At 44.6% G+C, this 22,437-nt stretch carries 20 protein-coding genes; 11 read left to right on the top strand and 9 right to left on the bottom strand.

Features of this window, described 5'->3' with window-relative positions; translation table 11 throughout:
* Positions 1-82: 82 nt before the first annotated feature.
* From metK to H3V11_RS11490, 6 genes are all read left to right on the top strand, one after another.
* Complete coding sequence (gene metK / locus H3V11_RS11465) at positions 83-1,252, top strand: methionine adenosyltransferase (RefSeq protein WP_078474476.1); 1,170 nt, start codon at positions 83-85, stop codon at positions 1,250-1,252.
* A gap of 784 nt (positions 1,253-2,036) precedes the next feature.
* Positions 2,037-2,531 carry a MarR family transcriptional regulator gene (locus H3V11_RS11470; RefSeq protein ID WP_078474474.1) on the top strand — a complete coding sequence of 165 codons (495 nt, stop codon included), beginning with the start codon at positions 2,037-2,039 and terminating at the stop codon, positions 2,529-2,531.
* 18 nt (positions 2,532-2,549) lie between these two features.
* Complete coding sequence (locus tag H3V11_RS11475) at positions 2,550-3,995, top strand: efflux transporter outer membrane subunit (protein ID WP_198225072.1); 1,446 nt, start codon at positions 2,550-2,552, stop codon at positions 3,993-3,995.
* A gap of 38 nt (positions 3,996-4,033) precedes the next feature.
* Positions 4,034-5,230 (top strand): efflux RND transporter periplasmic adaptor subunit, encoded by a 1,197-nt coding sequence (locus tag H3V11_RS11480; RefSeq protein ID WP_025329939.1) that lies wholly within the window; start codon positions 4,034-4,036, stop codon positions 5,228-5,230.
* 208 nt (positions 5,231-5,438) lie between these two features.
* A complete protein-coding gene (locus H3V11_RS11485) occupies positions 5,439-6,968 on the top strand; it encodes a DHA2 family efflux MFS transporter permease subunit (RefSeq protein ID WP_025329940.1) in 1,530 nt (509 codons plus the stop codon).
* Between the two features lie 206 nt (positions 6,969-7,174).
* On the top strand, positions 7,175-8,059 hold the full coding sequence (locus H3V11_RS11490) for a lipid A biosynthesis lauroyl acyltransferase (protein WP_037393236.1): 885 nt from the start codon (positions 7,175-7,177) through the stop codon (positions 8,057-8,059).
* Between the two features lie 60 nt (positions 8,060-8,119).
* On the opposite strand, the gene H3V11_RS11495 is transcribed toward H3V11_RS11490, so the two are convergent.
* The 5 genes from H3V11_RS11495 to H3V11_RS11920 all read right to left on the bottom strand — a co-directional run bounded on the left by H3V11_RS11495 (position 8,120) and on the right by H3V11_RS11920 (position 11,499).
* Positions 8,120-8,749, bottom strand: coding sequence for an NAD(P)-dependent oxidoreductase (locus H3V11_RS11495; protein WP_025329942.1), 630 nt, complete (start codon positions 8,747-8,749; stop codon positions 8,120-8,122).
* A 27-nt stretch (positions 8,750-8,776) separates the two neighbouring features.
* The gene (locus H3V11_RS11500) at positions 8,777-9,370 is read right to left on the bottom strand and encodes a uracil-DNA glycosylase family protein (RefSeq protein WP_084562176.1); all 594 of its coding nucleotides are present in this window, start codon (positions 9,368-9,370) and stop codon (positions 8,777-8,779) included.
* Positions 9,371-9,397: 27 nt separating this feature from the next.
* Entirely contained in the window at positions 9,398-9,604 is a 207-nt protein-coding gene (locus tag H3V11_RS11505) for a cyanate hydratase (protein WP_232335827.1), read from the bottom strand.
* 17 nt (positions 9,605-9,621) lie between these two features.
* Entirely contained in the window at positions 9,622-10,782 is a 1,161-nt protein-coding gene (locus H3V11_RS11510; protein WP_198208068.1) for an MFS transporter, read from the bottom strand.
* Between the two features lie 111 nt (positions 10,783-10,893).
* A complete protein-coding gene (locus H3V11_RS11920) occupies positions 10,894-11,499 on the bottom strand; it encodes a YnfA family protein (protein ID WP_232335828.1) in 606 nt (201 codons plus the stop codon).
* A 76-nt stretch (positions 11,500-11,575) separates the two neighbouring features.
* On the opposite strand from H3V11_RS11920, the gene budA reads away from it, so the two are divergent.
* Both budA and H3V11_RS11525 read left to right on the top strand, forming a co-directional pair.
* The gene (budA, locus tag H3V11_RS11520; RefSeq protein WP_100116792.1) at positions 11,576-12,277 is read left to right on the top strand and encodes an acetolactate decarboxylase; all 702 of its coding nucleotides are present in this window, start codon (positions 11,576-11,578) and stop codon (positions 12,275-12,277) included.
* Positions 12,278-12,389: 112 nt separating this feature from the next.
* Positions 12,390-12,827: a hypothetical protein gene (locus H3V11_RS11525; RefSeq protein WP_037393202.1), complete on the top strand. Its 438-nt coding sequence runs from the start codon at positions 12,390-12,392 to the stop codon at positions 12,825-12,827.
* A gap of 65 nt (positions 12,828-12,892) precedes the next feature.
* Here H3V11_RS11525 and H3V11_RS11530 read toward each other — a convergent pair whose 3' ends face one another.
* The 4 genes from H3V11_RS11530 to dnaK form a co-directional block, all read right to left on the bottom strand.
* On the bottom strand, positions 12,893-15,172 hold the full coding sequence (locus H3V11_RS11530; protein ID WP_198225074.1) for a Tex family protein: 2,280 nt from the start codon (positions 15,170-15,172) through the stop codon (positions 12,893-12,895).
* A gap of 178 nt (positions 15,173-15,350) precedes the next feature.
* Positions 15,351-16,520: an alpha-hydroxy acid oxidase gene (locus tag H3V11_RS11535; RefSeq protein WP_025329950.1), complete on the bottom strand. Its 1,170-nt coding sequence runs from the start codon at positions 16,518-16,520 to the stop codon at positions 15,351-15,353.
* Between the two features lie 157 nt (positions 16,521-16,677).
* Positions 16,678-16,845, bottom strand: coding sequence for a hypothetical protein (locus H3V11_RS11540; protein WP_167539456.1), 168 nt, complete (start codon positions 16,843-16,845; stop codon positions 16,678-16,680).
* Between the two features lie 283 nt (positions 16,846-17,128).
* Positions 17,129-19,063, bottom strand: coding sequence for a molecular chaperone DnaK (gene dnaK / locus H3V11_RS11545; RefSeq protein ID WP_198225084.1), 1,935 nt, complete (start codon positions 19,061-19,063; stop codon positions 17,129-17,131).
* Positions 19,064-19,461: 398 nt separating this feature from the next.
* Between dnaK and H3V11_RS11550 the strand changes: the two genes are divergently transcribed.
* The 3 genes from H3V11_RS11550 to H3V11_RS11560 all read left to right on the top strand — a co-directional run bounded on the left by H3V11_RS11550 (position 19,462) and on the right by H3V11_RS11560 (position 22,419).
* Entirely contained in the window at positions 19,462-20,916 is a 1,455-nt protein-coding gene (locus H3V11_RS11550; RefSeq protein WP_025329952.1) for an anion permease, read from the top strand.
* Positions 20,917-21,236: 320 nt separating this feature from the next.
* Positions 21,237-21,803: a TMEM165/GDT1 family protein gene (locus H3V11_RS11555; RefSeq protein WP_025329953.1), complete on the top strand. Its 567-nt coding sequence runs from the start codon at positions 21,237-21,239 to the stop codon at positions 21,801-21,803.
* A gap of 52 nt (positions 21,804-21,855) precedes the next feature.
* Positions 21,856-22,419, top strand: a complete 564-nt coding sequence (locus H3V11_RS11560) for a DNA-3-methyladenine glycosylase I (RefSeq protein WP_037393194.1) — start codon at positions 21,856-21,858, stop codon at positions 22,417-22,419.
* Positions 22,420-22,437: the final 18 nt, after the last annotated feature.

Below are 22,437 nucleotides of genomic sequence, written 5' to 3' on the forward strand. Positions count from 1 at the left end.
AAAATTTGGGCGACATTGTAACAAAAGCATTTATAACTGCCCATCATAATGCTTGATTAGCATCAGAAAGTATCCGCCAATTATGAGTGAATTTCTGTTTACTTCAGAGTCGGTATCCGAAGGTCATCCGGATAAAGTTGCCGACCAGATTTCCGATTCTATTTTAGACGCTATCCTGACTCAGGATCCTACTGCACGTGTTGCAGCTGAAACTCTGGTAAATACCGGTTTGTGTGTTCTGGCCGGTGAAGTTTCTACACGTGCGCATATTAATTATATACAGGTTGCACGCGATACAATTAAACGTATCGGTTATAACTCATCAGAACTGGGGTTTGATGCCAGTGGCTGTGCGGTGATGGTGTGTTATGACGAGCAGTCTCCTGATATTGCTCAGGGGGTTAATGAAGGGGAAGGGCTTGACCTGGACATGGGTGCAGGCGATCAGGGACTGATGTTCGGTTATGCCTGTGATGAAACGCCAACACTGATGCCGTTTGCAATTTATTATGCACACCGTCTGATGCAGCGTCAGAGTGAAGTGCGTAAAAGTGGTGAACTGCCGTGGCTGCGTCCTGATGCCAAGGCACAGCTTACCTGTGTGTATGACAGTGAAACCGGAAAGGTAAAACGCATTGATACTGTGGTGCTGTCTACGCAGCATGAGTCGGATATCGAACGTGATGAATTGGTTGCAGCTGTTAAGGAATATATTATTAAGCCGGTGTTACCTGCTGATATGCTGACTGAAGAGACGCAATATCTGATTAATCCGACCGGGCGTTTTGTCATTGGTGGTCCGCAAGGCGACTGTGGTCTTACTGGTCGCAAAATTATTGTGGATACTTATGGTGGGGCAGCTCCTCATGGCGGTGGTGCTTTTTCCGGTAAAGATCCTACCAAGGTTGACCGCTCTGCTGCTTATGCCTGCCGTTATGTGGCGAAGAATATTGTTGCCGCTGGTCTGGCCAGTCAGTGTCAGATTCAGATTTCCTATGCTATCGGTATTGCACAGCCTACTTCGATTGCGATTGATACTTTCGGTACTGGCAAGATCGATGAAAACAAGCTGATTGAAATTGTGCAGGAACATTTTGATTTGCGTCCGAAGGGTATTATTAAAATGCTGGATTTGCAGCGACCGATTTATGCGAAAACGGCGGCATATGGTCATTTCGGGCGTGAAGAGCCTGAATTTACCTGGGAACGTACGGATAAAGCGCAACTGCTGCGTGAAGCCGCAGGTATTTAATTCTGGTTATGTAGAAACAGGCTGCTTTTGACGCAGCCTGTTTTTTTGCTGATGCGGTAGTTAGTCAGGATATGTATATATTGTGATGGTGTTGTATCGGTAGATTGTCTGTGGAATAAGCTGAATATGCTGCTTATGTCGTTATTGGTAATGTATTTGCTAAGAAAATTGCAGTTTTGTACAGGGTGGAAGATGCAATTTTGTTTAAGGCTGGTGTGAAAGGTTGTTGTGGAGAAGCCGGTAAAACAGGTATCTGGTTAATAAGGCGTAAAAAAATTCAAAATGTCTCTATATTTAATCTGTTATTAAATATAATTATGCTCTTAACACATAAGTATGGTTTTGAGTTGTTACTTTATGGTTTGTATAGAAAAATAATTATGTTTATGGTCTTTGCAGCCAATTATTAACAAATTTAAGTGATGGTTTATCTGAGTTGAAAACCGGTTAACCGGTATTGCTGAATGCTGTCCGGGTTGTTTCATTTCTGCAACGACGGATGATGCGCTAAAGCAATTTGCTGTTCTGGTCTGTAGAGTCTGTTTCCGGTAATTGTATTTGACAGGTGATAGATGAGGGCTGGAAAAAACGATAACGGTATAGGGTATTTACTGTTACCGGCAATATGCAGATATACAGATAGATAAGAGGGCTTTTCAAAAAATTTGCTAAGGTAGTGACTATTTTAGGAATGGAATATTTTCAGCTAAATAATAAGCTTCATTTATAATAAGTGGTATGGTTATTAAAATGGTTTATTTTTTGGATTTTGAGGTGTTCTAAGATGGGTTTTTCTCTTCCTGCTACCGAACTGGAAGCTACTTTAGGGGTGCTGGCAGTGAAAATGCCAAGCATGAATGTTCAGTTGGTGATGCTCAGCCGGTTAATCCGTCTGGTACATACGTCGATTCACGGTGAGCTGAATGAACGTTTACACAAGCACCATTTATCAGAAAGTCTGTGGCATGCATTGCTGGCAGTGTATTCACGACCGAATCATGAGATTTTACCATCAGAACTGAGCAGTATCCTGAATCTGACTCGTACCAGTGCAACGCGTTTATCGGATGATCTGGTGCTTAATGGCTGGGCTACGCGCTCTACTCATCCTTATGACCGGCGCAAAATTACGCTGAAACTAACTAAAGCCGGTGAGAATCTGATTCAAACGGTTAGTCCGGAAACCAATGAGGTACACCGGCGGGTATGGTCAGCCCTGAGTGAACCGGAATATGAACAATTACAGCAGCTGTTAACTAAGTTATTAACCGCTGCTTAACTTTTTGCTGAGATTTGCATGAAATTAACTGTATCTGCGCCCCGATTACGTCAGCTGGCTCTTGTTAGCCCTGTTGCTTTGCTGCTGTTATCTGCTTGTGCCAATTTTGGCAAACAGCCTGAGTTAGAAAATCCACAGGATGCCGGTCAGCTGCAACTGCCGGCAGGGCAGACTGTAGCAGTAAAACAAAACTGGTGGCTTGGGCTGAATCAGCCATTGTTAAACAGATTAGTGGAAACCGGCTTGTCCAATGCGCCGGATTTACGTATTGCGGCTGCGCGTATTGCAGAAGCTGAGGCTCAATGGCGTGGTGCCAGAGGCGAAGCTGGTGTTCAGGTCGGGGTACAGGCTAATGGTGTGGCCGCCTATCTGAATCCGAAGCCTGACTCAAATCGGGACGGTGATAACCCAAATCATGTTTTCAGTAATGAAATGGCTGCGGTAGCGGTTAATTATACTTTTGATTTCTGGGGCAGACAGCGTAATCTGATTAAGGCTGCGCTGGGTTCCCGTCTTGCAGCTTCTTATCAGCAGGAACAGGCCCGGCTAGTACTGAGTCAGAGTATTGTGTCGCAATATACGCAATGGCAGCAGTTACAGGAACAGTCGGATATTCTGAAACAGCGTATTGCAGTGAATCAGCAGTTGCAGAAGCTGGTTGCAAACCGGATTCGCGCAGGTTTACAGCCGGCAAGTGATGAGTATGCTGTTACGCAGACTGTACTGAATTTGCAAAGCGCTTTACGTCAGACACAGGCGGATATTGAACGTACCCGTCATGGTATTGCGGCATTGGTCGGATTATCACCGACCCAGTTGCCGGAAGCAGTACCGCAGCCATTTGGTAAGGTGCCTGCAGTTGCGACTGATGGTTTGCGGGCGGATATTTTAGGGCAGCGGCCTGATATTGCTGCACAGCGGGCGTTGTTACAGTCAAATTACTTTGGTGTGAAGGCGGCTGAGGCTGCTTTTTATCCTAATATTGAAATTAAGGGTCTGGCAGGTCTTGCGCATGTTGATGCGTTTGATCTGGTGCACTCTTCTTCACGAATGCTGGGTGTTGTTCCGGCCATTACTCTGCCGTTATTTACTTCAGGCAGTTTACAGGCGGCATTATCCGGTAAACGCTCTGCTTATAATGAACAGGTAGCTCAATATGATAAAACCGTATTGACTGCCTTGCAGCAGGCAGCTGATGCAATTAGTGATTATCAGCACAGTACTGTGGCACTGCCATTACAGCAGCAGGCATGGCAGGTAGCACAGAAAAATGCGGCTGCCAGCAGCAAGCGTCAGGCAGCCGGTCTGGACAATGCTATTACCAGACTACAGCGTGAAGACGCTGCTCTGAGTGCACGGGCTGATTTGGTTAAAACCATTGCCTGGCAGCAGCAAAGCTGGAATAGTCTGCATGCTTCTCTGGGCGGCGGTTTCCAGATGTCAGATGCTGAGGCTGCTCGTTAATTTACTGTTATTTTTAAATTTTATTGAGCTATTTTCGTATGAGTGAACAAAAGCAAACTAACGAGGCGGTAACCACCTCACAACCGGCGGTTCAGCCGCAGTCAGAACGAGTACCGGCAGGCCGCAAACGTAAACTCGTGTTGCTGACCGTGATTTTTCTGCTGATTGCACTGGGTTGTCTTCTGATGTATCTGCTGGTTTGGCAGCATAAAGAATCTACCGATGATGCGTATGTGAATGGTCATCTGGTACAGATAACCCCGCAAATTACCGGTACGGTACAAAAGGTAAATGTGGATGATACGCAAACTGTGAAAGCCGGTCAGGTGCTGGTAGAGCTGGATAACAGTGATATGCAGCTGGCGTTTGAACGGGCACATGATGAGCTGATTAATGCAATTCGCCAGAATCAGCAGCAGACTGCTCAATCACGTCAGGCCAGTGCACAGGTTGCAGCGCAACAGGCACAGTTAAAACGTTTGCAGGCTGACTTACAGCGCCGCCAGAGTCTGGCCGGTACAGATGCCATCTCTGCTGAGGAGCTGAGTCATGCGCGTGATGCAGTACAGGAAGCACAGGCTAATCTGAAAGCTATGCAGGGTCAGGAAAGCGCGGCCAAAGCTGTATTGGGTCACAATGTTCCGCTGCGTCAGCAGCCGGCAGTGATGACTGCTGTCAGTCATCTGAAGAGTGCATGGCTGGATTTGCAACGTACTCAGATTAAGGCTCCGGTTGACGGGCAGGTTGCCAAGCGTAATGTACAGGTAGGGCAGAAGGTAGCAACCGGTGCTGCACTGATGGCGGTTGTACCATTGAATAATGTGTGGGTGGATGCAAACTTTAAGGAAAGTCAGCTGGCTAAAATCCGTATTGGTCAGCCGGTGGAAATCAGTGCTGATGTATATGGCAGTAAGGTGACTTATCACGGTAAGGTAGCCGGTCTGTCAGCAGGTACGGGAGCTGCTTTCTCACTGTTGCCGGCACAAAATGCAACCGGTAACTGGATTAAAGTGGTACAGCGTGTGCCGGTGCGGATTGCTCTGGATCCGAAAGAGCTGGCTGCGCATCCGCTGCGGGTAGGCTTATCAATGGATGTTGAAGTGAATACGCGCAACCAGAATGGTCAGGATTTAACTGCGGCTAATGCGATTCCCACTAATGGAAATATGGCTGCAATTGACTGGACTCCAATCAATAATATGATTGAGGAAATTTTTGCTCAATATGCACCCTGATTGAGTTAATGCTGAACCATAATCCGACGGCTGCTAAAGCAGAAGGGCATATTCTGCCGCCAGCAGCCATTATTCATGGTAATGATTTTGCCTGATTTTTTTGTTATTCCGGAAGTATCGTCTTTGTGAATAGTATTGACTGTACTTGTGAGTACAGCTATCCGGATATGCTGCAGATAAAAAATATTTCTGCGATAAGGCTGCTTGAATGACGCATTCTCCTTTAAAAGGTCCGGCACTTGCTCTGGTTACGGTGGCTCTGTCACTGGCCGTTTTTATGCAGGTGCTGGATTCAACTATTGCCAATGTGGCATTACCGACTATTACCGGTAATCTGGGTGCAGCCAACAGTCAGGGTACATGGGTAATTACGGCGTTTGCTGTGGCAAATGCTATTTCTGTACCGCTTACTGGCTGGCTGGCACGCCGTTTTGGTGAAGTAAAAGTATTTGTCGTGGCTACACTGTCCTTTGTGCTGGCCTCGTTTTTATGTGGTATTGCCCCCAGTCTGGCATTGCTGGTGTTTTTCCGTGTATTGCAAGGGGCTGTGGCCGGTCCGATGATTCCGCTGTCACAAAGTCTGCTGATGGCAGCTTATCCGCCGGAAAAGCGCCCGATGGCGCTGGCTATGTGGTCAATGGTGATTATTGTGGCACCGATTTTCGGCCCGATTCTTGGTGGGATTATCAGTGACAACTGGCATTGGGGCTGGATTTTCTTTATTAATGTGCCAATCGGGTTGCTGGCCGCGGGTATCTCATGGCAGATGCTGAAAAAACGCGAAACTGAAACCGAAAACCAGCCAATCGACCGGATGGGGCTGTCCCTGATGGTTGTGGGTGTGGGTGCCTTACAGATGATGCTTGACCGTGGTCATGAGCTGGATTGGTTCTCATCCAATGAAATCATTATATTAGCGGTTATTGCCACAGTATGTCTGAGCTATTTTGTTATCTGGGAATGGTATGCAAAATATCCGATTGTGGATTTACGCCTGTTTAAAGACCGTAATTTTACCGTAGGTGTGATTACGCTCAGTACCGCCTATATGACCTATATGGGCGCAATTGTATTATTGCCGATGCTGTTACAGATGCAGTTGGGCTATACCGCTACCTGGGCAGGGCTGGCAACGGCGCCTATCGGTATTTTCCCGGTATTGTTGTCGCCATTGATTGGTAAGTTTGGTAACAGGCTGGATATGCGGGTGCTGGTAACCATCAGCTTTACTGTATATGCCATCTGTTTCTTCTGGCGTACCAATTTTAATGCCGGTATGAGTTTTATGGATGTATTCTGGCCGCAGTTTGTGCAGGGGATTGGTATGGCTATGTTCTTTATGCCGCTAACCCAGATTACTCTGTCTAATATGTCCGGTTCACAGATTGCCAGTGCTTCAAGTATTTCCAATTTTGTGCGTATTCTGGCCGGCGGTATTGGTACTTCAATGGTCAATGTGTTATGGGATAAACGTGAGGCTTTGCATCATACACAACTGGTAGAAAACATTCATCCTTATAACAGTACGATGAATGAATCGATTCAGGGGATGAACCAGCTCGGTTTAAGTGGTACTCAGCCGCTGGGTTCGATTGAGCAGACTATAGGGCAGCAGGCTCATATTATGGGTGCCAATGATCTGTTCTGGCTGTATGGGATGACATTCCTGATTCTGATTGTACTGGTGTGGTTTGCCAGACCGCCGTTTGGCAGTGGCGGTGGCGGCGGGGCACATTAGTTTGTCTGTAATCCGGTTCATACGGTCTGTGTCTTTGCAGGCCGTTTTATTTTTATCCGGAGTATTTTGCCTGTCACCACTTGTTCTGGTGTTATTGCAATAAGTTATATACAACAGTGAATGTAAAGTGACCGCAGCTTGTGTACAATAGAGCGCAGTTAATGATAGAGCTGGCGATAATCAGTTAGGTAACAATAGTAATGATGATGAAATTGGCGTTTGCTTTTTTGTATGTGCTGCAATTACTGCCATTATGTATGATTCATGCGCTGGCACGCTGTGTAGGCTGGATAAGTTATTATGCGGTAGCACCAAGACGACGTATTGGTCTGATTAATTTGCGTCACTGTTTTCCTGAATGGACAGAACAGCAGCGGCGCAAAATACTGCGTGAACATTTCTACCATATGGCTATGTTATTACTGGAATATGGTTTGTACTGGTATGGAGATGCCGGCCGGCTGAAAAAGCTGGTGCGTTATCAGGATAAACATTATCTTGATGAAGCTCTCGCCGCGGGTGAAAAGGTAATTTTACTTTATCCGCATTTTACTGCTTTTGAAGCAGCTGTCTATGCTCTTAATCAGGATGTACCTCTGATTAGTGTTTACTCACATCAGAAAAACAAACAGATGGATGAGCAGATACTTAAAGGACGTCATCGTTATCATAATGTTTTTCTGATTGGGCGTACGGAAGGGCTGCGTGCAATTATTAAGAAAATCAAAACCAGTACCGCTCCGTTTCTTTATCTGCCCGATCAGGATTTTGGCCGGCGTGAATCAATTTTTGTGAATTTTTTCGGTATTCCAACTGCTACAATTGCCGGTCTGAGCCGGATTGCTGCTCTGACTAAGGCAAAAGTGATTCCTGCTATTCCAACCCGCGAGGCTGATGGTACAGTAACTCTGCGCTTTTATCCGCAGTGGGAACATTTCCCCAGTGAAGATGTGGTTGCCGATACTCAGCGCATGAACGATTTTATTGAAGCAAGAATACGTGAACAGCCGGCACAATATTACTGGCTGCATAAACGCTTTAAAACCCGTCCGGAGGGTGAAGCGTCGTTTTATCGAAAAATCCGCAAATAACAAATCGTCTGCCTGCTACAGCAGACAGACGGTCAGATTTATCTTATAGCAATTATTTATTCAGACGCCGGATAATGCGACAGATTGTCCGATATAAGCATCATTGTGCAGTGCTTTCAGCATAAAATGTGCCACATCTGCGCGGGCTATACGACCACTTCCTGCTGGTACACCCTGTGCTGTTTCAAGATAATGAGCCGAAAGCGCATCATTAGTTAAGCCAAGCGGGCGCACAATGGTTGCAGACAGACCGGCTGCCTGAATGATTCCGATTGCCGCCCGATGGTCTGCCAGCGGATAACGTAAAAATTCCATTGCAGCCTGACCGCGCTCTCCTTCAAGTTCATTATCCACGCCGGCAGAGGCGCAATACACAATACGTTTAATGCCATGTTTCTGTAATTGTGTAACGATGTTGTCAAGCATGCGCTGCAAATCATCACCCGGTTTAACTCCCTGATTGGTATTCAGAGCAGAAGCGACAGCATCATACTGGCTGTTACCGCTAAATAGTGCCGCTACATCAGTAGCGTTAAATGCATCACAGTGGCGAATATGTAATTTAGGATGCTGTAAATCAAATTTTTCCGGTGAACGTAGTGCAGCAGTTACTTCATCTCCGCTGTCTAATGCCTGCTCAACCAATGCTCTGCCAACGCCGCCACTGGCACCAAAAATCAGAATATGCATAAAAATTCCCCCGCTGAATAGTTAAAATTAATTCAATAACCCAATGTTAGCAAAATAATCACGATAAATTGCTGCCTTGCGTTCCAGTGCAAGCGGATAAGCACGCGATGAAGAAGGCAGTCTGGATAAAGTTAAATGCCGGCCGTCCAGTATAGTATGACTGGGATGGCCGATAGTCGGTACTGGCGTATCTGCTGGTAATAGTTGTAATAATGTGCTGGTAGCTTTGTCTCCGGTAGTCATAATATGCTGACAGTGCGGAATCTGAGTCAGTACTGCCGATAAGTTTACCGGTGTAACAACTTCGAGGAATTTGTCGGCTGCATTATTTTGTAAACGTCTGATCTGATAAGCAGCGTCATTAATGGCTATACCGCGTTCTGATAAAAAAGTACGGATGAGTTTCTCGTTGAATGCTTTATTGTTATCAGTAAAAAAGTAATGTTTATCCTGAAAAAATACCAGCCCGAAAATACGCCACATATCATTTTGCAGATTCGGGTAATAAAAATTCATTTTCCATCGTCCGGCAGGCGGAGGGAATGACCCGAGCATCAGCAGCCGTGCATTTGCAGGTAAAAAAGGTTTCAGCGGGTGTGTTTCAACAATAATTTCAGCCATAAGTATCTATAATATAACCCGTACTTACTAGCAGCGGCCGAACAGACAGGCTACCATATGAGCCTGTTCATCTGTATAACCTGCTTCTCCCAGCCGTGCAGCCATTACCCATTCACTGGAAAAGCCTTGCAGACTACTGTATTCCTGCCATAAACGCAGTTGTTCGGTTTTATTACCGTTTTTTTTGGCAAGTTGCAGACGTTGCCTGATTTCCGGTGGTATAGATTCATCCATTATTATTTCCTTATAGTTCAGATATCCTGTCCCTGATTTTCATAGCGACGGTGAAACCACAACAGGCAGGCACAACCAATTAATGTCAGTGGCACCCCGAGTAATGCCGGATATTGATACCCCCAGTGATGGCTGATGGCCAGCCCGCCATTATAAGAACCAATGGCATTACCCAGATTAAATGCCATCTGTACACTGGCGGCTCCAAGCAATGCACCACCCGGAGAGTGACGCAGTAATAACAATTGCTGTGGTGCGGATACGGCAAACAGACAGAATGTACATACACACATCAGTATGGCTGATAACCAGCTATTCGAAGCAAACAGAAAAATCAGTAATAGTGCTGCGGCTGCCAGTCCCTGTAAGCCGGCTGCGACCTGACCCGGTGTATAACGGTCGGCCAGACGGCCACCGCACCAGTTACCGGCGACCATACCGGCGCCGGCCAGTACCATCAGTAAGCTGACTTGATTACCACTGAAACCGGATACCTGTGTGAGTAAGGGGCTAATATAGCTGAACCAGCAGAAAATCCCGCCGTTACCAAACATGGTGGCAGCCAGTATCAGCCATGGTGCAGCAGATTTCAGAAAACGGAATTGTCCCAGAATACCGGTATCGGGTAAACGATCCATTTGCGGGATAAAACGCCGTAAGGTGAATACCAGTATGATGGCCACTACAGCCACCAGAGTAAATACCAGACGCCAGCTTAAATGCAAACTCAGCCATGTACCTACTGGTACACCAATCAGATTGGCTATTGTCATTCCGGCAATCATTAGTGCTACAGCCTGCGCAGAGCGTCCCGGTGGTGCAAGTTTGGTAGCAACAATGGAGCCGATACCGAAGTATGCGCCATGCGGCAGACCGGAAATAAAACGTGCTACCAGTAAAGTCATATAGCCCGGAGATAATGCAGCCAGTATATTACCAATGGCAATCAATGCCGATAATGACAATAAAATAGTTTTGGGTGGCAGACGGTAACTTAATACCAGCAGCCATGCACCGCAGCAGACACCGATTGCATAAGCAGCAATAAAATGTCCGGTCTGAGCGATACTGATATTCAGTGAAACCGCCACATCCGGCAGAATACCCATCATGCTGAATTCTGCCATACCCAGTGCAAATGTGCCTAACGATAATGAAAGTAAACTTTTCAGTAGCATAATAATTTACAGCTATAGTTTGTTCAGCAATAAACAGTCAGTTTAGACGCAGCCTGCCGGCTTGTCACTTTTCGCACTGGTAAATACCATAATCATATAAACAAATTTTGTTTAGCCACGCGGAGCAAGCAAAATGATTGCTGCACCAAGCAGGCATACCAGTGCACCACTGATATCCCATTTATCCGGTACAGATCCTTCTACCAGCCAAGACCACAGCAACGAACAGCAGATATAAATACCGCCGTAAACGGCATATGCCCGTCCGGCAATATTGCTTTCCACCAGCGTCAGCAACCATGCAAACAACAACAGTGACAGTGTGCCGGGTAGTAGCCAGAGTACTGATTTGCCCATGCGTTGCCAGACCCAGAAAGAAAAACAGCCGCTGATTTCAGCAACAGCAGCCAGAAAATAATAAACAAAAGATTTCATGGTGAGTTTTCGAATCAGTCTGATTGATTGTGGCCACCTGCCTTGCAGATGCAGAAATAAAGAGAACCGCTTATACCATAATAGTCTTACCTGCACCGGACAATCTGATTTCAGCAGGATATCTGCCAAAGGTGAGTGCTGTTGCCAGTGTAACTGCAATACAAAACCTGATTCAAACCTTGCTGTTCTGAATTTAAATACATTATCAAAATAATTAATTGATTCTGCTGATGTCCGGTTATTTATTGGTATTAAATTGACCAGCAATAACCATATAAACATTGTTTATTCAATAAATTTTTATTTTAGAGTATATTAATATGTAAATAAAATTTATTGTCTATTCTCGGAGCAAAAAATGAAAAAAGCAATTGTCCAGTTTTCAACCATTAATGCATTGATGGCAGGGTTGTTTGATGGAGTATTTAGTGTGGGAGAAGCAAAAAAATATGGTGATTTTGGTTTAGGCTGTTCTCATGCTCTGGCCGGTGAGGTAATTGTTGACCATGATTTTCTGGAGGCCGACGGTGATAAGGCGGTTAAGGTGATGGGCGATAATGAGCTGTTGCCGTTCGTACAGGTTACAACATTTCAGCCTGATAAAGTCGTGGATATAACTGATGTCTGTAAAAGCAATTTGTATGCGCATCTGGCGCACTATCTGCCGCTGGATAATGTATTCGTGGCAGTAAGAATCAGCGGACAGTTTGATGAGCTGAAGATTCGTCGTCCGTTTGCTCAGCATAAACCTTATCCGTCTGTAATTAAAGTTTTTGAACAGCAAGTAGTGGATACGGTAGAGAATGTCACCGGCACATTAATCGGCTTCTGGACGCCAGAGTTTTTCAAAGAATTATCTGTAGCCGGTTTTCATCTGCATTTTATTGATACTACACGTAAACTTGGTGGTCATGTTATAGATTTTTCTGCAAGTAATGCTGAGCTGGCGTATGAGTGCAAACAATCGGTTCAAATTGCTTTACCTGAAAGTGAAGAATATTTACGCAAGAATCTGAAAATGGATGATTTAAATAAAGTTATTAAGCAAGTAGAAAATTAATCAGCGCGTGTTACACTATTATTGATTATCTGGAGTAAATTAAGGGGAGAGGACAAAATTTTCCGGTATTACCGAATAACTCCTGTCTGTATCTGCTCTGAAAGTGTCAGCCATGAAAAAAATAATTGCGCTATTTTGTTTGTGCTTACTGGCAGCCTGTAACCGGCAGCCAGATGAATCTGGTGCAGCTTCTGCAGAAGCTGCCAGTAAACCTCGGCATATGCCTCTGGCCATTGATCCGGTATTGACTACGTCTGTAGATCAGCAATTGCTGGCATTACAGAAGAAACTGCCACAGCAACACAAACAGAATCTGTTTACAGCAGCTGTACGGCACAATCAGACTATTTATTATTCGTATACCATGCTGGATAGTAAGCGAAATCAGGCTAATTTCAATCCGGCATCAGTGAAAAAGGATTTAGAGCAGGCGTGCCGTCAGCCTCTGACACGGCGTATGTTGCTGGGGGGATTTAATTTTGTGTATGTTTATACTTTTCAGGATCATTCACAGGTAAGTGTGCCGTTGTCTGGCAAAGATTGTCGCTAAGATATTATATGCAGGCTGTTTAATGAAAAAAGGGGCTGAGATGCCCCTTTATAGCGGTTTTTTGTCTATTGCTGTTTTAACCGCGCAAATGCTGCCGCCATAGCATTATCTGTGCCGGATACATTTTGTGTTTTACCATTTTGCCGGCGTGGTCGTTCGTGTTGGCGGGATGCAGGCTGAGCATCTTCGTTCAGACGCATGGACAGAGCAATACGTTTACGCGCTATATCAACATCGATAACCTTCACTTTAACCACATCGCCGGTTTTAACAATATCACGCGGGTCAGCAATATAGCGGTCAGCTAAGGCAGAAACATGTACCAGTCCGTCCTGATGCACACCAATATCGACAAAAGCGCCAAATGCGGCCACATTACTGACTACACCTTCGAGAACCATGCCGGGTTTAAGGTCGCTGATGTCTTCGATACCATCAGCAAATGTTGCGGTCTGGAATTCACCGCGCGGGTCACGACCGGGCTTTTCCAATTCAGCCAGAATGTCGTTAATCGTAGGTAAACCGACATTAGCATCGATGTAATCTGCGGGTTTAAGTGTTTTGAGCACACTGCGGTTGCCAATCAGCTGGTCAGCCCGCAGCTGAGCCGTTTTGAGCATTCTGGCAACGATAGGATAGCTTTCCGGATGGACTGCACTGGCATCCAGAGGTTCATCACCGCCCTGAATACGCAGAAAGCCGGCTGCCTGTTCAAAAGTTTTACTGCCCAGACGCGGTACTTTAAGCAGAGTTTTGCGATTGGCAAAAGCACCATTCTGGTCACGATAACTGACAATATTCTGTGCCAGTGTACTATTAAGACCGGAAATACGCGCCAAAAGGGCGACTGATGCGGTATTCACATCCACTCCGACAGCGTTTACACAATCTTCTACAACTGCATCCAGACTTTTGGCTAGCTGGCTCTGGTTAACATCATGCTGATATTGACCAACACCAATTGATTTAGGGTCGATTTTCACCAGTTCTGCCAGCGGGTCTTGCAAGCGGCGGGCGATAGACACAGCACCGCGCAGACTGACATCCAGCTCAGGAAATTCTTTGGCTGCTAAAGCAGAAGCGGAGTAAACAGAGGCACCGGCTTCGGAAACAACGATTTTTTGCAAATGATAATCAGGCAGGGTACGAATCAGTTCACCGGCCAGCTTGTCGGTTTCGCGACTGGCCGTACCGTTACCAATGGCAATCAGCCGGACTTTATATTGTTTTACCAGATGCATCAGTGCAGTCAGAGCACCTTTCCAGTCGTTACGCGGCTGGTGCGGATAGATAGTAGCTGTTTCCAGTAGCTTACCGGTATCATCCACTACCGCTACTTTTACTCCGGTACGGATACCGGGATCCAGCCCGATAGTGGTAAGACGGCCGGCCGGAGCTGCAAGCAGCAAATCTTTCAGATTTTGGGCAAATACACTGATGGCAGCCTGATCAGCATTTTCTTTAAGCCGGTTGAGGGCTTCAAGTTCTAATGAAAGAAAAATTTTGGCACGCCAGCTTAGGCGCACTGTGTCACGTAACCAGCGGTCAGCAGCACGTCCGATATCTGCGATACCAAACTGTTGTGCAATCAGCTGCTCATAAATACTCTGTTCGCCGGCAGGTGTATCATCAGGCTGGTATTTCAAATTGAGCGACAATATTCCTTCATTACGGCCGCGCAGTATGGCCAGAGCACGATGGCTGGGCATGCTGTGAATCGGTTCACGGTGATTAAAGTAATCTTTGAATTTCTCACCGGCACTTTCCTGACCTTCGATAACTGTGGCATGGATTTCGCCTTCACGCCACAATTTCTCGCGCAAACGTCCTATCAGACCGGCTTCTTCGGCAAATTGTTCCATCAGAATTGCGCGCGCTCCGTCCAGAGCGGCTTTGCTGTCAGCGACATTGTCGTTTAAATAATTTTGTGCGGCAGTTTCCGGATCCAGATCTGGCTGAGTAAGCAGTAATTCAGCTAATGGTGCCAGCCCGTACTCGCGTGCAATTTGTGCCTTGGTACGGCGTTTGGGTTTATAAGGAAGATAAATATCTTCGAGTGCAGTTTTATTATCAGCGTCTTCTATGCTCTGGCGCAGCTCATCAGTCAGTTTGCCCTGTTCTTCGATGCTGGATAATACAGTTTGTTTGCGTTCCTGTAATTCACGCAGATACTGTAATCGTTCAGCCAGCGTCCGCAGCTGAGTATCATCCAGCCCACCTGTGGCTTCTTTACGGTAGCGTGCTACAAACGGTACCGTAGCGCCATCATCCAGCAGGTCAATCGCTGCCTGAATTCGTGCGGAAGCAACATTCAGCTCTGAAGCAATTTTCTCAGTGATGTTCATAACAGTCTAATAAGCAATAAAAAGGCAAGCATAGCCGGCTGAAGTGGCTTTGTCACCTGTTCATGTCAGTTAAAAAGCCAGTTAGTTATACCAAATGCTGAATAAGATGAGCGGTATTGATAAAAAAGCTATTTGTCTGAGACAAATAGCTTTTAAATATCCTTAGAATCAAGCAGATTTAACCGGCTACCGGATAAGTGCCCGGTATCAAAATATCTTTATTAACGGTTTTGATATCAGTATGACCGGTAAAGGCCATGCTGATATCCATTTCGTTATAAATAATTTCCAGCGCACGTGTTACACCATCCTCACCATATGCACCCAGACCATACAGGAATGCGCGGCCAATTAGCGTACCCTTGGCTCCCATAGCAATAGCTTTGAGAACATCCTGTCCGCTGCGGATACCACTATCCAGCCAGACTTCAATATTATTGCCTACAGCAGAAATAATATTGGGTAATGCATGGATGGTCGAAGGAGCGCCGTCCAGCTGGCGACCACCATGATTAGACACTATAATTGCATCTGCGCCGGATTTCACAGCCATTTCTGCATCTTCGGCATCAAGAATGCCTTTAATAATCAATTTTCCGCCCCATAGATTCTTGATTTCTTCAATGTCTTTCCAGCTGAGGCGCGGATCAAACTGTTCAGATGTCCATGAAGACAGTGATGTCATGTCGGCAACGCCTTTGGTATGACCGACAATATTACGGAAAGTGCGACGCTGTGTATTCAGCATAGCCAGACACCATTCCGGCTTAGTAGCCAGATTCATCCAGTTGCGCAGTGTGGGTTTAGGCGGCGTAGACAGCCCGTTTTTAATATCTTTATGTCTTTGTCCCAGAACCTGTAAATCAGCAGTAACCACCAATGCTGAGCATTTGGCTTCCTGAGCACGGCGAATCAGATCGCGCATGAATTCCCGGTCACGCATAACATATAATTGAAACCAGAACGGAGCACTGGTATTTTCGGCCACGTCTTCAATAGAACATATAGACATAGTAGACAGCGTAAACGGCACACCGAATTTTTCGGCCGCACGTGCAGCCAGAATTTCTCCGTCGGCATGCTGCATACCGGTTAATCCGGTAGGTGCCAGTGCTACCGGCATTTTTACTGTCTGACCAGCCATTGTTGTTTCCAGTGTACGGCCGGTCATATCCGTCAATACACGCTGGCGTAATTTAATTTCCTGAAAATCATTACTATTGGCATGATAGGTAGATTCAGTCCACGAACCAGTATCAGCATAATCATAAAACATCTTAGGTACTTTGCGTTTGGCAACTTTACGCAAATCTTCGATACAGGTTATTTTGCTTAATTTGTTTTGCATGTGGATACCTATTTTTCAAATTTTCTTTGAAGAAAACAGTCTTAGCTAAAGAAGATAATGTTATACATCAATTTTATTCGGTTGTAATCACCATCATTGATTTCCAACCGATTCATCTGCCAGAATCAGAATGAAGCTGACAGACAGAAATCAGAATTCAGACAACGCGCGATAGTTTATATATCATCACCATAATCAGAATCAGCAGGCAGCTAATGCCAACCAGCATAGTCCATGGTCCCCAGCGTTGTGAGCGTCCGCAAAATCCGGCAGTTAATATGGCACAACAAACACCAAGTAAAATCAGTAAAATATAAAAATCCATCTTTTGCTCCAGTTGTATTTCTTTATTGTAAATAATCGCTACGATTATTGTAACGGTCAGTTTGCAAATATGTCTGTTTTTTTACAGGACATTAAATATTCACAATTTCTGCTTATGGATATTTTCATCTGTCTGAATGATTATAAACTGGCAATAATAATAAAATCAGAAATTTTGCTGCAGAAATGACAGATATAAATGGTATTTTTTAGTCTGCAGAGCAATGGCCAGATAAAATAAAACCCCGCTTGGAAGCGGGGTTAAATAGAGTATCAGGAAAAAATTAGTCTTTTTTCTCTTTATCTTTTACTTCTTCAAATTCAGCGTCTACAACGTCATCGCTGCCTTTGCTTTGTGACTGTTCAGTCTGGGCACCAGCTTGCTGACCTTCGGCCTGTGCCTGAGCATACATCATTTCGCCCAGTTTCTGGCTGGCTGTACCTAAAGCCTCGGCTTTAGCATCAATTGCAGCTTTATCTTCGCCTTTAACAGCTTCTTCAGCTTCCCTGATGGCTGCTTCAATTTTTTCTTTTTCAGCAGCATCCAGTTTGTCGCCATATTCAGTCAAAGATTTCTGTACTGAATGAATCAAAGCTTCAGCCTGATTGCGACTGCTTACCAGTTCGGATAGTTTGCGATCTTCCTCAGCATTAGCTTCTGCATCTTTTACCATGCGTTCGATTTCTTCTTCGCTCAGACCGGAAGAAGCCTGAATGGTGATGTTAGCTTCTTTGCCAGTACCTTTGTCTTTTGCAGATACATGCAAAATACCGTTGGCGTCGATATCAAAAGTAACTTCTACCTGAGGCACACCACGGGGTGCAGGAGGAATATCACCCAGATTAAACTGTCCCAGACTCTTATTAGCAGAAGCACGTTCACGTTCACCCTGTAATACATGGATGGTTACCGCACTTTGATTATCTTCAGCTGTAGAGAATGTTTGAGTTGCTTTAGTCGGAATGGTGGTGTTTTTGTTGATGAGTTTAGTCATCACACCGCCCATGGTTTCAATACCCAGAGACAAAGGTGTTACATCAAGTAACAGCACGTCGTTACGGTCACCGGCCAGTACGGCACCCTGAATAGCAGCACCTACAGCAACAGCTTCATCAGGATTAACATCACGGCGCGGTTCTTTACCGAAGAAATCTTTAACAGCTTCCTGTACTTTTGGCATACGGCTTTGACCGCCTACCAAAATAACATCATTAATATCATTTACGCTCAGACCGGCATCTTTAATTGCAGTGCGGCAAGGTTCGATCGAGCGGGTAATCAGATCTTCTACCAGACTTTCAAATTTGGCACGGGTAATTTTCATCGCCAGATGTTTCGGGCCGGAAGCGTCCATTGTGATGTAAGGCAGATTGATTTCTGTCTGCTGACCACTGGAAAGTTCGATTTTTGCTTTTTCAGCAGCTTCTTTCAGACGTTGCAGAGCCATTACATCATTTTTCAGATCGATACCCTGATCTTTTTTGAATTCATCAATGATGTAGTTAATCAAACGCTGGTCGAAGTCTTCACCGCCCAGGAATGTATCACCATTGGTGGCCAGTACTTCAAACTGTTTGTCGCCATCAACTTCAGCGATTTCAATAATAGAAATATCAAATGTACCACCGCCAAGGTCGTATACGGCAATCTTGCGGTCGCCTTTTTCGCCTTTATCCATACCGAAAGCCAGAGCTGCGGCAGTTGGTTCATTGATAATACGTTTTACATCCAGACCGGCAATACGACCGGCGTCTTTAGTAGCCTGACGCTGACTGTCATTAAAATAAGCCGGCACAGTAATAACAGCTTCAGTTACTTTTTCACCCAGATAATCTTCAGCTGCTTTTTTCATTTTACGCAATACTTCGGCAGATACTTGCGGAGGTGATAATTTTTCACCATGTGCTTCTACCCATGCGTCGTTATTATTTGCTTTAACAATCTGAAAGGGCATAGATTTAATGTCGCGCTGTACTTCAGCATCATCAAATTTGCGGCCGATTAGACGTTTTACAGCATAAATAGTATTTTTCGGATTGGTAACAGCCTGACGTTTGGCTGGTGCACCTACCAGAATTTCGTTATCGTCCAGATAAGCAACAATTGAAGGCGTAGTACGTGTACCTTCCGCATTTTCAATTACTTTAGTCTGGCCACCTTCGGAAATGGCAACACAGGAGTTGGTGGTACCTAAGTCAATACCGATTACTTTTGCCATAATTAATAATCTCCTAATTATTTAATTTCGTACTTTGCGCCGCTATATTACGGCTGCAAACAGGGTGGTTAATTACCACCGCCATACTATTGCTAATGAATCGTAAATGGGTATGCCCGGCACGATTTCAAGCATAGTTTTGCAAAATTTATCTATTTAATCGCATCCGGAAAATCTGCTTTAACATCAATAGCGTTTACTTACACAGCTATATGTTATATTCATTCAGGCTTAAACAGTATAATCATCTGACTTTCGTTAATACCGTCTGATACTTTTTTGCTTTATATCAGACGGTATTTTGCTATAAAAGTATACAATCACATTCAGGTTAGTGATTTCTGTCTGGTTGTAGTCTGTATCTTTATGATTTAGGAGTATGTTGTATGCCTGTAAAAATTGGGTTTAAACCCATTCCCGCGGCTATTGCGCTGATAATCGCTCTGATTATCTGGTTCATACCGGTTCCAGAGGGGGTTTCACCTCAGGCATGGCATTTACTGGCCATGTTTGTCGGAGTTATTGCTGCCATTATCGGCAAAGCAATGCCAATTGGTGCACTATCTATTATTGCCATTATGCTGGTTGCCTTAACCGGAGTAACTAATAATGATCCCAGTAAGGCTATGGGTGATGCCTTAAGCAGTTTTGGAAATCCGCTGATCTGGCTGATTGGTGTGGCAATTATGATTTCGCGCGGTTTATTAAAAACCGGTCTTGGTGCACGTGTGGGCTATCTGTTCATTAGGTTATGGGGTAAACGTACGCTGGGTGTTGCCTATAGTCTGGCCGTAGTGGAATTAATACTGGCTCCGGTTACACCGAGTAATACTGCTCGTGGCGGTGGCATTATTCACCCAATCATGAAGTCTATTGCATCCAGCTATGATTCTGATCCTGAAAAGGGCACAGAAAAACGTATGGGTAAATTTTTGGCTCTGGTAAATTATCATGCCAATCCCATCAGCTCAATCATGTTTATTACTGCTACCGCTCCTAACCCGTTAATTGTGAGGCTAATTGCCGATGTAACCAATAAAAATATTAATCTGACATGGGGTACATGGGCTTTGGCAATGTTAATACCGGGTCTGATAGCGATGTTCCTGATGCCACTGATTATTTACTGGTTGTATCCGCCTGAAATCAAGCAAACACCCAATGCCGTTGCTTTTGCTCAAGAGCGTCTGAAAGAGCAGGGGCCGATGACCCGTGATGAAAAAATCATGCTGGGTATTTTTGCAGTATTGCTGATTTTATGGGCAGGTGTGCCGGCCATGCTGTTTGGTGACGCATACATTATAGACGCGACCACTACTGCATTCATTGGTTTGTCATTGTTATTGTTAACCGGTGTATTAAGCTGGGATGATATTCTGAAAGAAAAAAGTGCATGGGATACCATTACCTGGTTTGCTGCATTAGTCATGATGGCTACTTTCCTGAATAAACTCGGATTGATTAAATGGTTCTCTGGTGTGCTGGAAAGCAGCATAGGCGGACTGGGTATGGGCTGGATGGGTGCCTGTGCCTTATTATTACTGGCTTATATGTATGCGCACTATATGTTTGCAAGTACTACTGCTCACATTACAGCCATGTTTGCTGCCTTCTATTCTGCCGGTCTGGCGCTTGGCGCACCTCCGATGCTGTTTGCACTGATGATGGCTGCAGCTTCCAGCATCATGATGACACTAACGCATTATGCTACTGGTACTTCACCTGTGATATTCGGTTCAGGCTATGTTACTTTAGGCGAATGGTGGAAAGTCGGTTTCATCATGAGTGTAGTCGAACTGATTATATTTGTGGCTATCGGTGGTGTTTGGTGGAAAGTTCTGGGTTATTATTAATCTGATTAATCTATTATTGCAGGCTGCCATAAAGCATGGCAGCCTGTTTTATTGTTTGAAATCAAATTCAATGAATTTTTAAAGAATTTCACTTGTTGCGTTTGTATAGAATGGGTTATGATGCCCTGCCTTAAGGGAGTAGTTGCACAGGTGGTTTCTTCAAGCCTGTGGTTACGGTCAACATATTTACAGTTTTTGCTGTATGGTCGTAACGTCCTTGCCTGTTGGCGGACTAACGAGACTTGAGATACATAAAACCGTTACGGCGGGGGTTTTATTGTGTCTTTTGTCTTTTGCCCGCCAACGGTATTCTGAAAATGATTCATGCTTTTCTTTCTTCTGTCATTCCAGTTGCGCTTGCTGAAATTGGTGACAAAACTCAATTACTGACTTTATTTCTGGCAACCCGATTTTCGCGCAAATATTCCATCATTGCCGGTATGCTTTGTGCCACCTTACTTAATCATATTGTTTCTGCATGGTTTGGCGTAGAAGTAGCACGTTTTTTTACACCGCAGTTAATGGGCTGGGTTGTAGGTTTCAGTTTTCTGATAGTGGGTTTATGGCTGTTAAAGCCGGATAAAGATGATGGCGTAGATACTCGTTTTATGCGTTACGGTCCGTTCGTGGCCACCGCAGTATTATTTTTTCTGGCAGAAGTGGGTGATAAAACCCAAATTGCTACTATTTTGCTGGCAGCTCAGTACCGTGATTTGTTTTCAGTAGTTCTGGGTAGTACAGTAGGTTTGTTATTAGCTAATGTTCCGGTAATATTTTTCGGAAACTGGCTGATGCAGCGTTTACCCTTAAACCGTATCCGTATAGGAGCCTGCATTCTGTTCTGTCTTTTAGGTATTATCACCCTGATTCAGACATGGTTATATTAAAAATTATCAGATAACTATGCAAAATTTATAACATTAAGCGGATCCAAATATTATGCAAAAACAGTTGAAACAACGGTGTGAATGGGTCAACGCCGACCCATTGTATGAACATTATCATGATTTTGAATGGGGAAAAATACAGAGAGACGGGCAAAAACTGTTTGAAAAGATTTGTCTGGAAGGTCAGCAGGCGGGCTTATCATGGATTACTGTATTAAAAAAACGCGATGAATACCGGCGTTGTTTCTATGATTTTAATCCGCATCAAATTATTACAATTACCGATATTGAACCACTATTACAGAATTCCGGGCTTATTCGCCATCCGGCCAAACTCAAAGCAATTATTAATAATGCCCATGCATATCTATCTATGCAGCAAAATGGGGAAGATTTTGCCAGTTTTATCTGGTCATTTGTTAATGATCAACCGATTATAAATCACTATAAACATTTATCAGAGGTGCCAACACAGACAGAAATTAGTCGCGCTATGTCCAAAGCTTTAAAAAAGCGTGGTTTTAGCTTTGTAGGTCCGACTACGTGCTATGCGTTTATGCAATCAATGGGATTAGTAAATGATCATTTAACAAACTGTTTTTGTGCCCAGCATTAAAATAACTATTATTTCTGT

Origin of the sequence: Snodgrassella sp. W8158, from assembly GCF_016100435.1 — a bacterium.
Classification (GTDB): domain Bacteria; phylum Pseudomonadota; class Gammaproteobacteria; order Burkholderiales; family Neisseriaceae; genus Snodgrassella; species Snodgrassella alvi.

Coding starts and splice junctions, on each gene's coding strand:
- metK (WP_078474476.1), top strand. CDS start 83: ATGAGTGAATTTCTGTTTACTTCAGAGTCGGTATCCGAAGGTCATCCG.
- H3V11_RS11470 (WP_078474474.1), top strand. CDS start 2,037: ATGGGTTTTTCTCTTCCTGCTACCGAACTGGAAGCTACTTTAGGGGTG.
- H3V11_RS11475 (WP_198225072.1), top strand. CDS start 2,550: ATGAAATTAACTGTATCTGCGCCCCGATTACGTCAGCTGGCTCTTGTT.
- H3V11_RS11480 (WP_025329939.1), top strand. CDS start 4,034: ATGAGTGAACAAAAGCAAACTAACGAGGCGGTAACCACCTCACAACCG.
- H3V11_RS11485 (WP_025329940.1), top strand. CDS start 5,439: ATGACGCATTCTCCTTTAAAAGGTCCGGCACTTGCTCTGGTTACGGTG.
- H3V11_RS11490 (WP_037393236.1), top strand. CDS start 7,175: ATGAAATTGGCGTTTGCTTTTTTGTATGTGCTGCAATTACTGCCATTA.
- H3V11_RS11495 (WP_025329942.1), bottom strand. CDS start 8,749: ATGCATATTCTGATTTTTGGTGCCAGTGGCGGCGTTGGCAGAGCATTG.
- H3V11_RS11500 (WP_084562176.1), bottom strand. CDS start 9,370: ATGGCTGAAATTATTGTTGAAACACACCCGCTGAAACCTTTTTTACCT.
- H3V11_RS11505 (WP_232335827.1), bottom strand. CDS start 9,604: ATGGATGAATCTATACCACCGGAAATCAGGCAACGTCTGCAACTTGCC.
- H3V11_RS11510 (WP_198208068.1), bottom strand. CDS start 10,782: ATGCTACTGAAAAGTTTACTTTCATTATCGTTAGGCACATTTGCACTG.
- H3V11_RS11920 (WP_232335828.1), bottom strand. CDS start 11,499: ATGTTTATATGGTTATTGCTGGTCAATTTAATACCAATAAATAACCGG.
- budA (WP_100116792.1), top strand. CDS start 11,576: ATGAAAAAAGCAATTGTCCAGTTTTCAACCATTAATGCATTGATGGCA.
- H3V11_RS11525 (WP_037393202.1), top strand. CDS start 12,390: ATGAAAAAAATAATTGCGCTATTTTGTTTGTGCTTACTGGCAGCCTGT.
- H3V11_RS11530 (WP_198225074.1), bottom strand. CDS start 15,172: ATGAACATCACTGAGAAAATTGCTTCAGAGCTGAATGTTGCTTCCGCA.
- H3V11_RS11535 (WP_025329950.1), bottom strand. CDS start 16,520: ATGCAAAACAAATTAAGCAAAATAACCTGTATCGAAGATTTGCGTAAA.
- H3V11_RS11540 (WP_167539456.1), bottom strand. CDS start 16,845: ATGGATTTTTATATTTTACTGATTTTACTTGGTGTTTGTTGTGCCATA.
- dnaK (WP_198225084.1), bottom strand. CDS start 19,063: ATGGCAAAAGTAATCGGTATTGACTTAGGTACCACCAACTCCTGTGTT.
- H3V11_RS11560 (WP_037393194.1), top strand. CDS start 21,856: ATGCAAAAACAGTTGAAACAACGGTGTGAATGGGTCAACGCCGACCCA.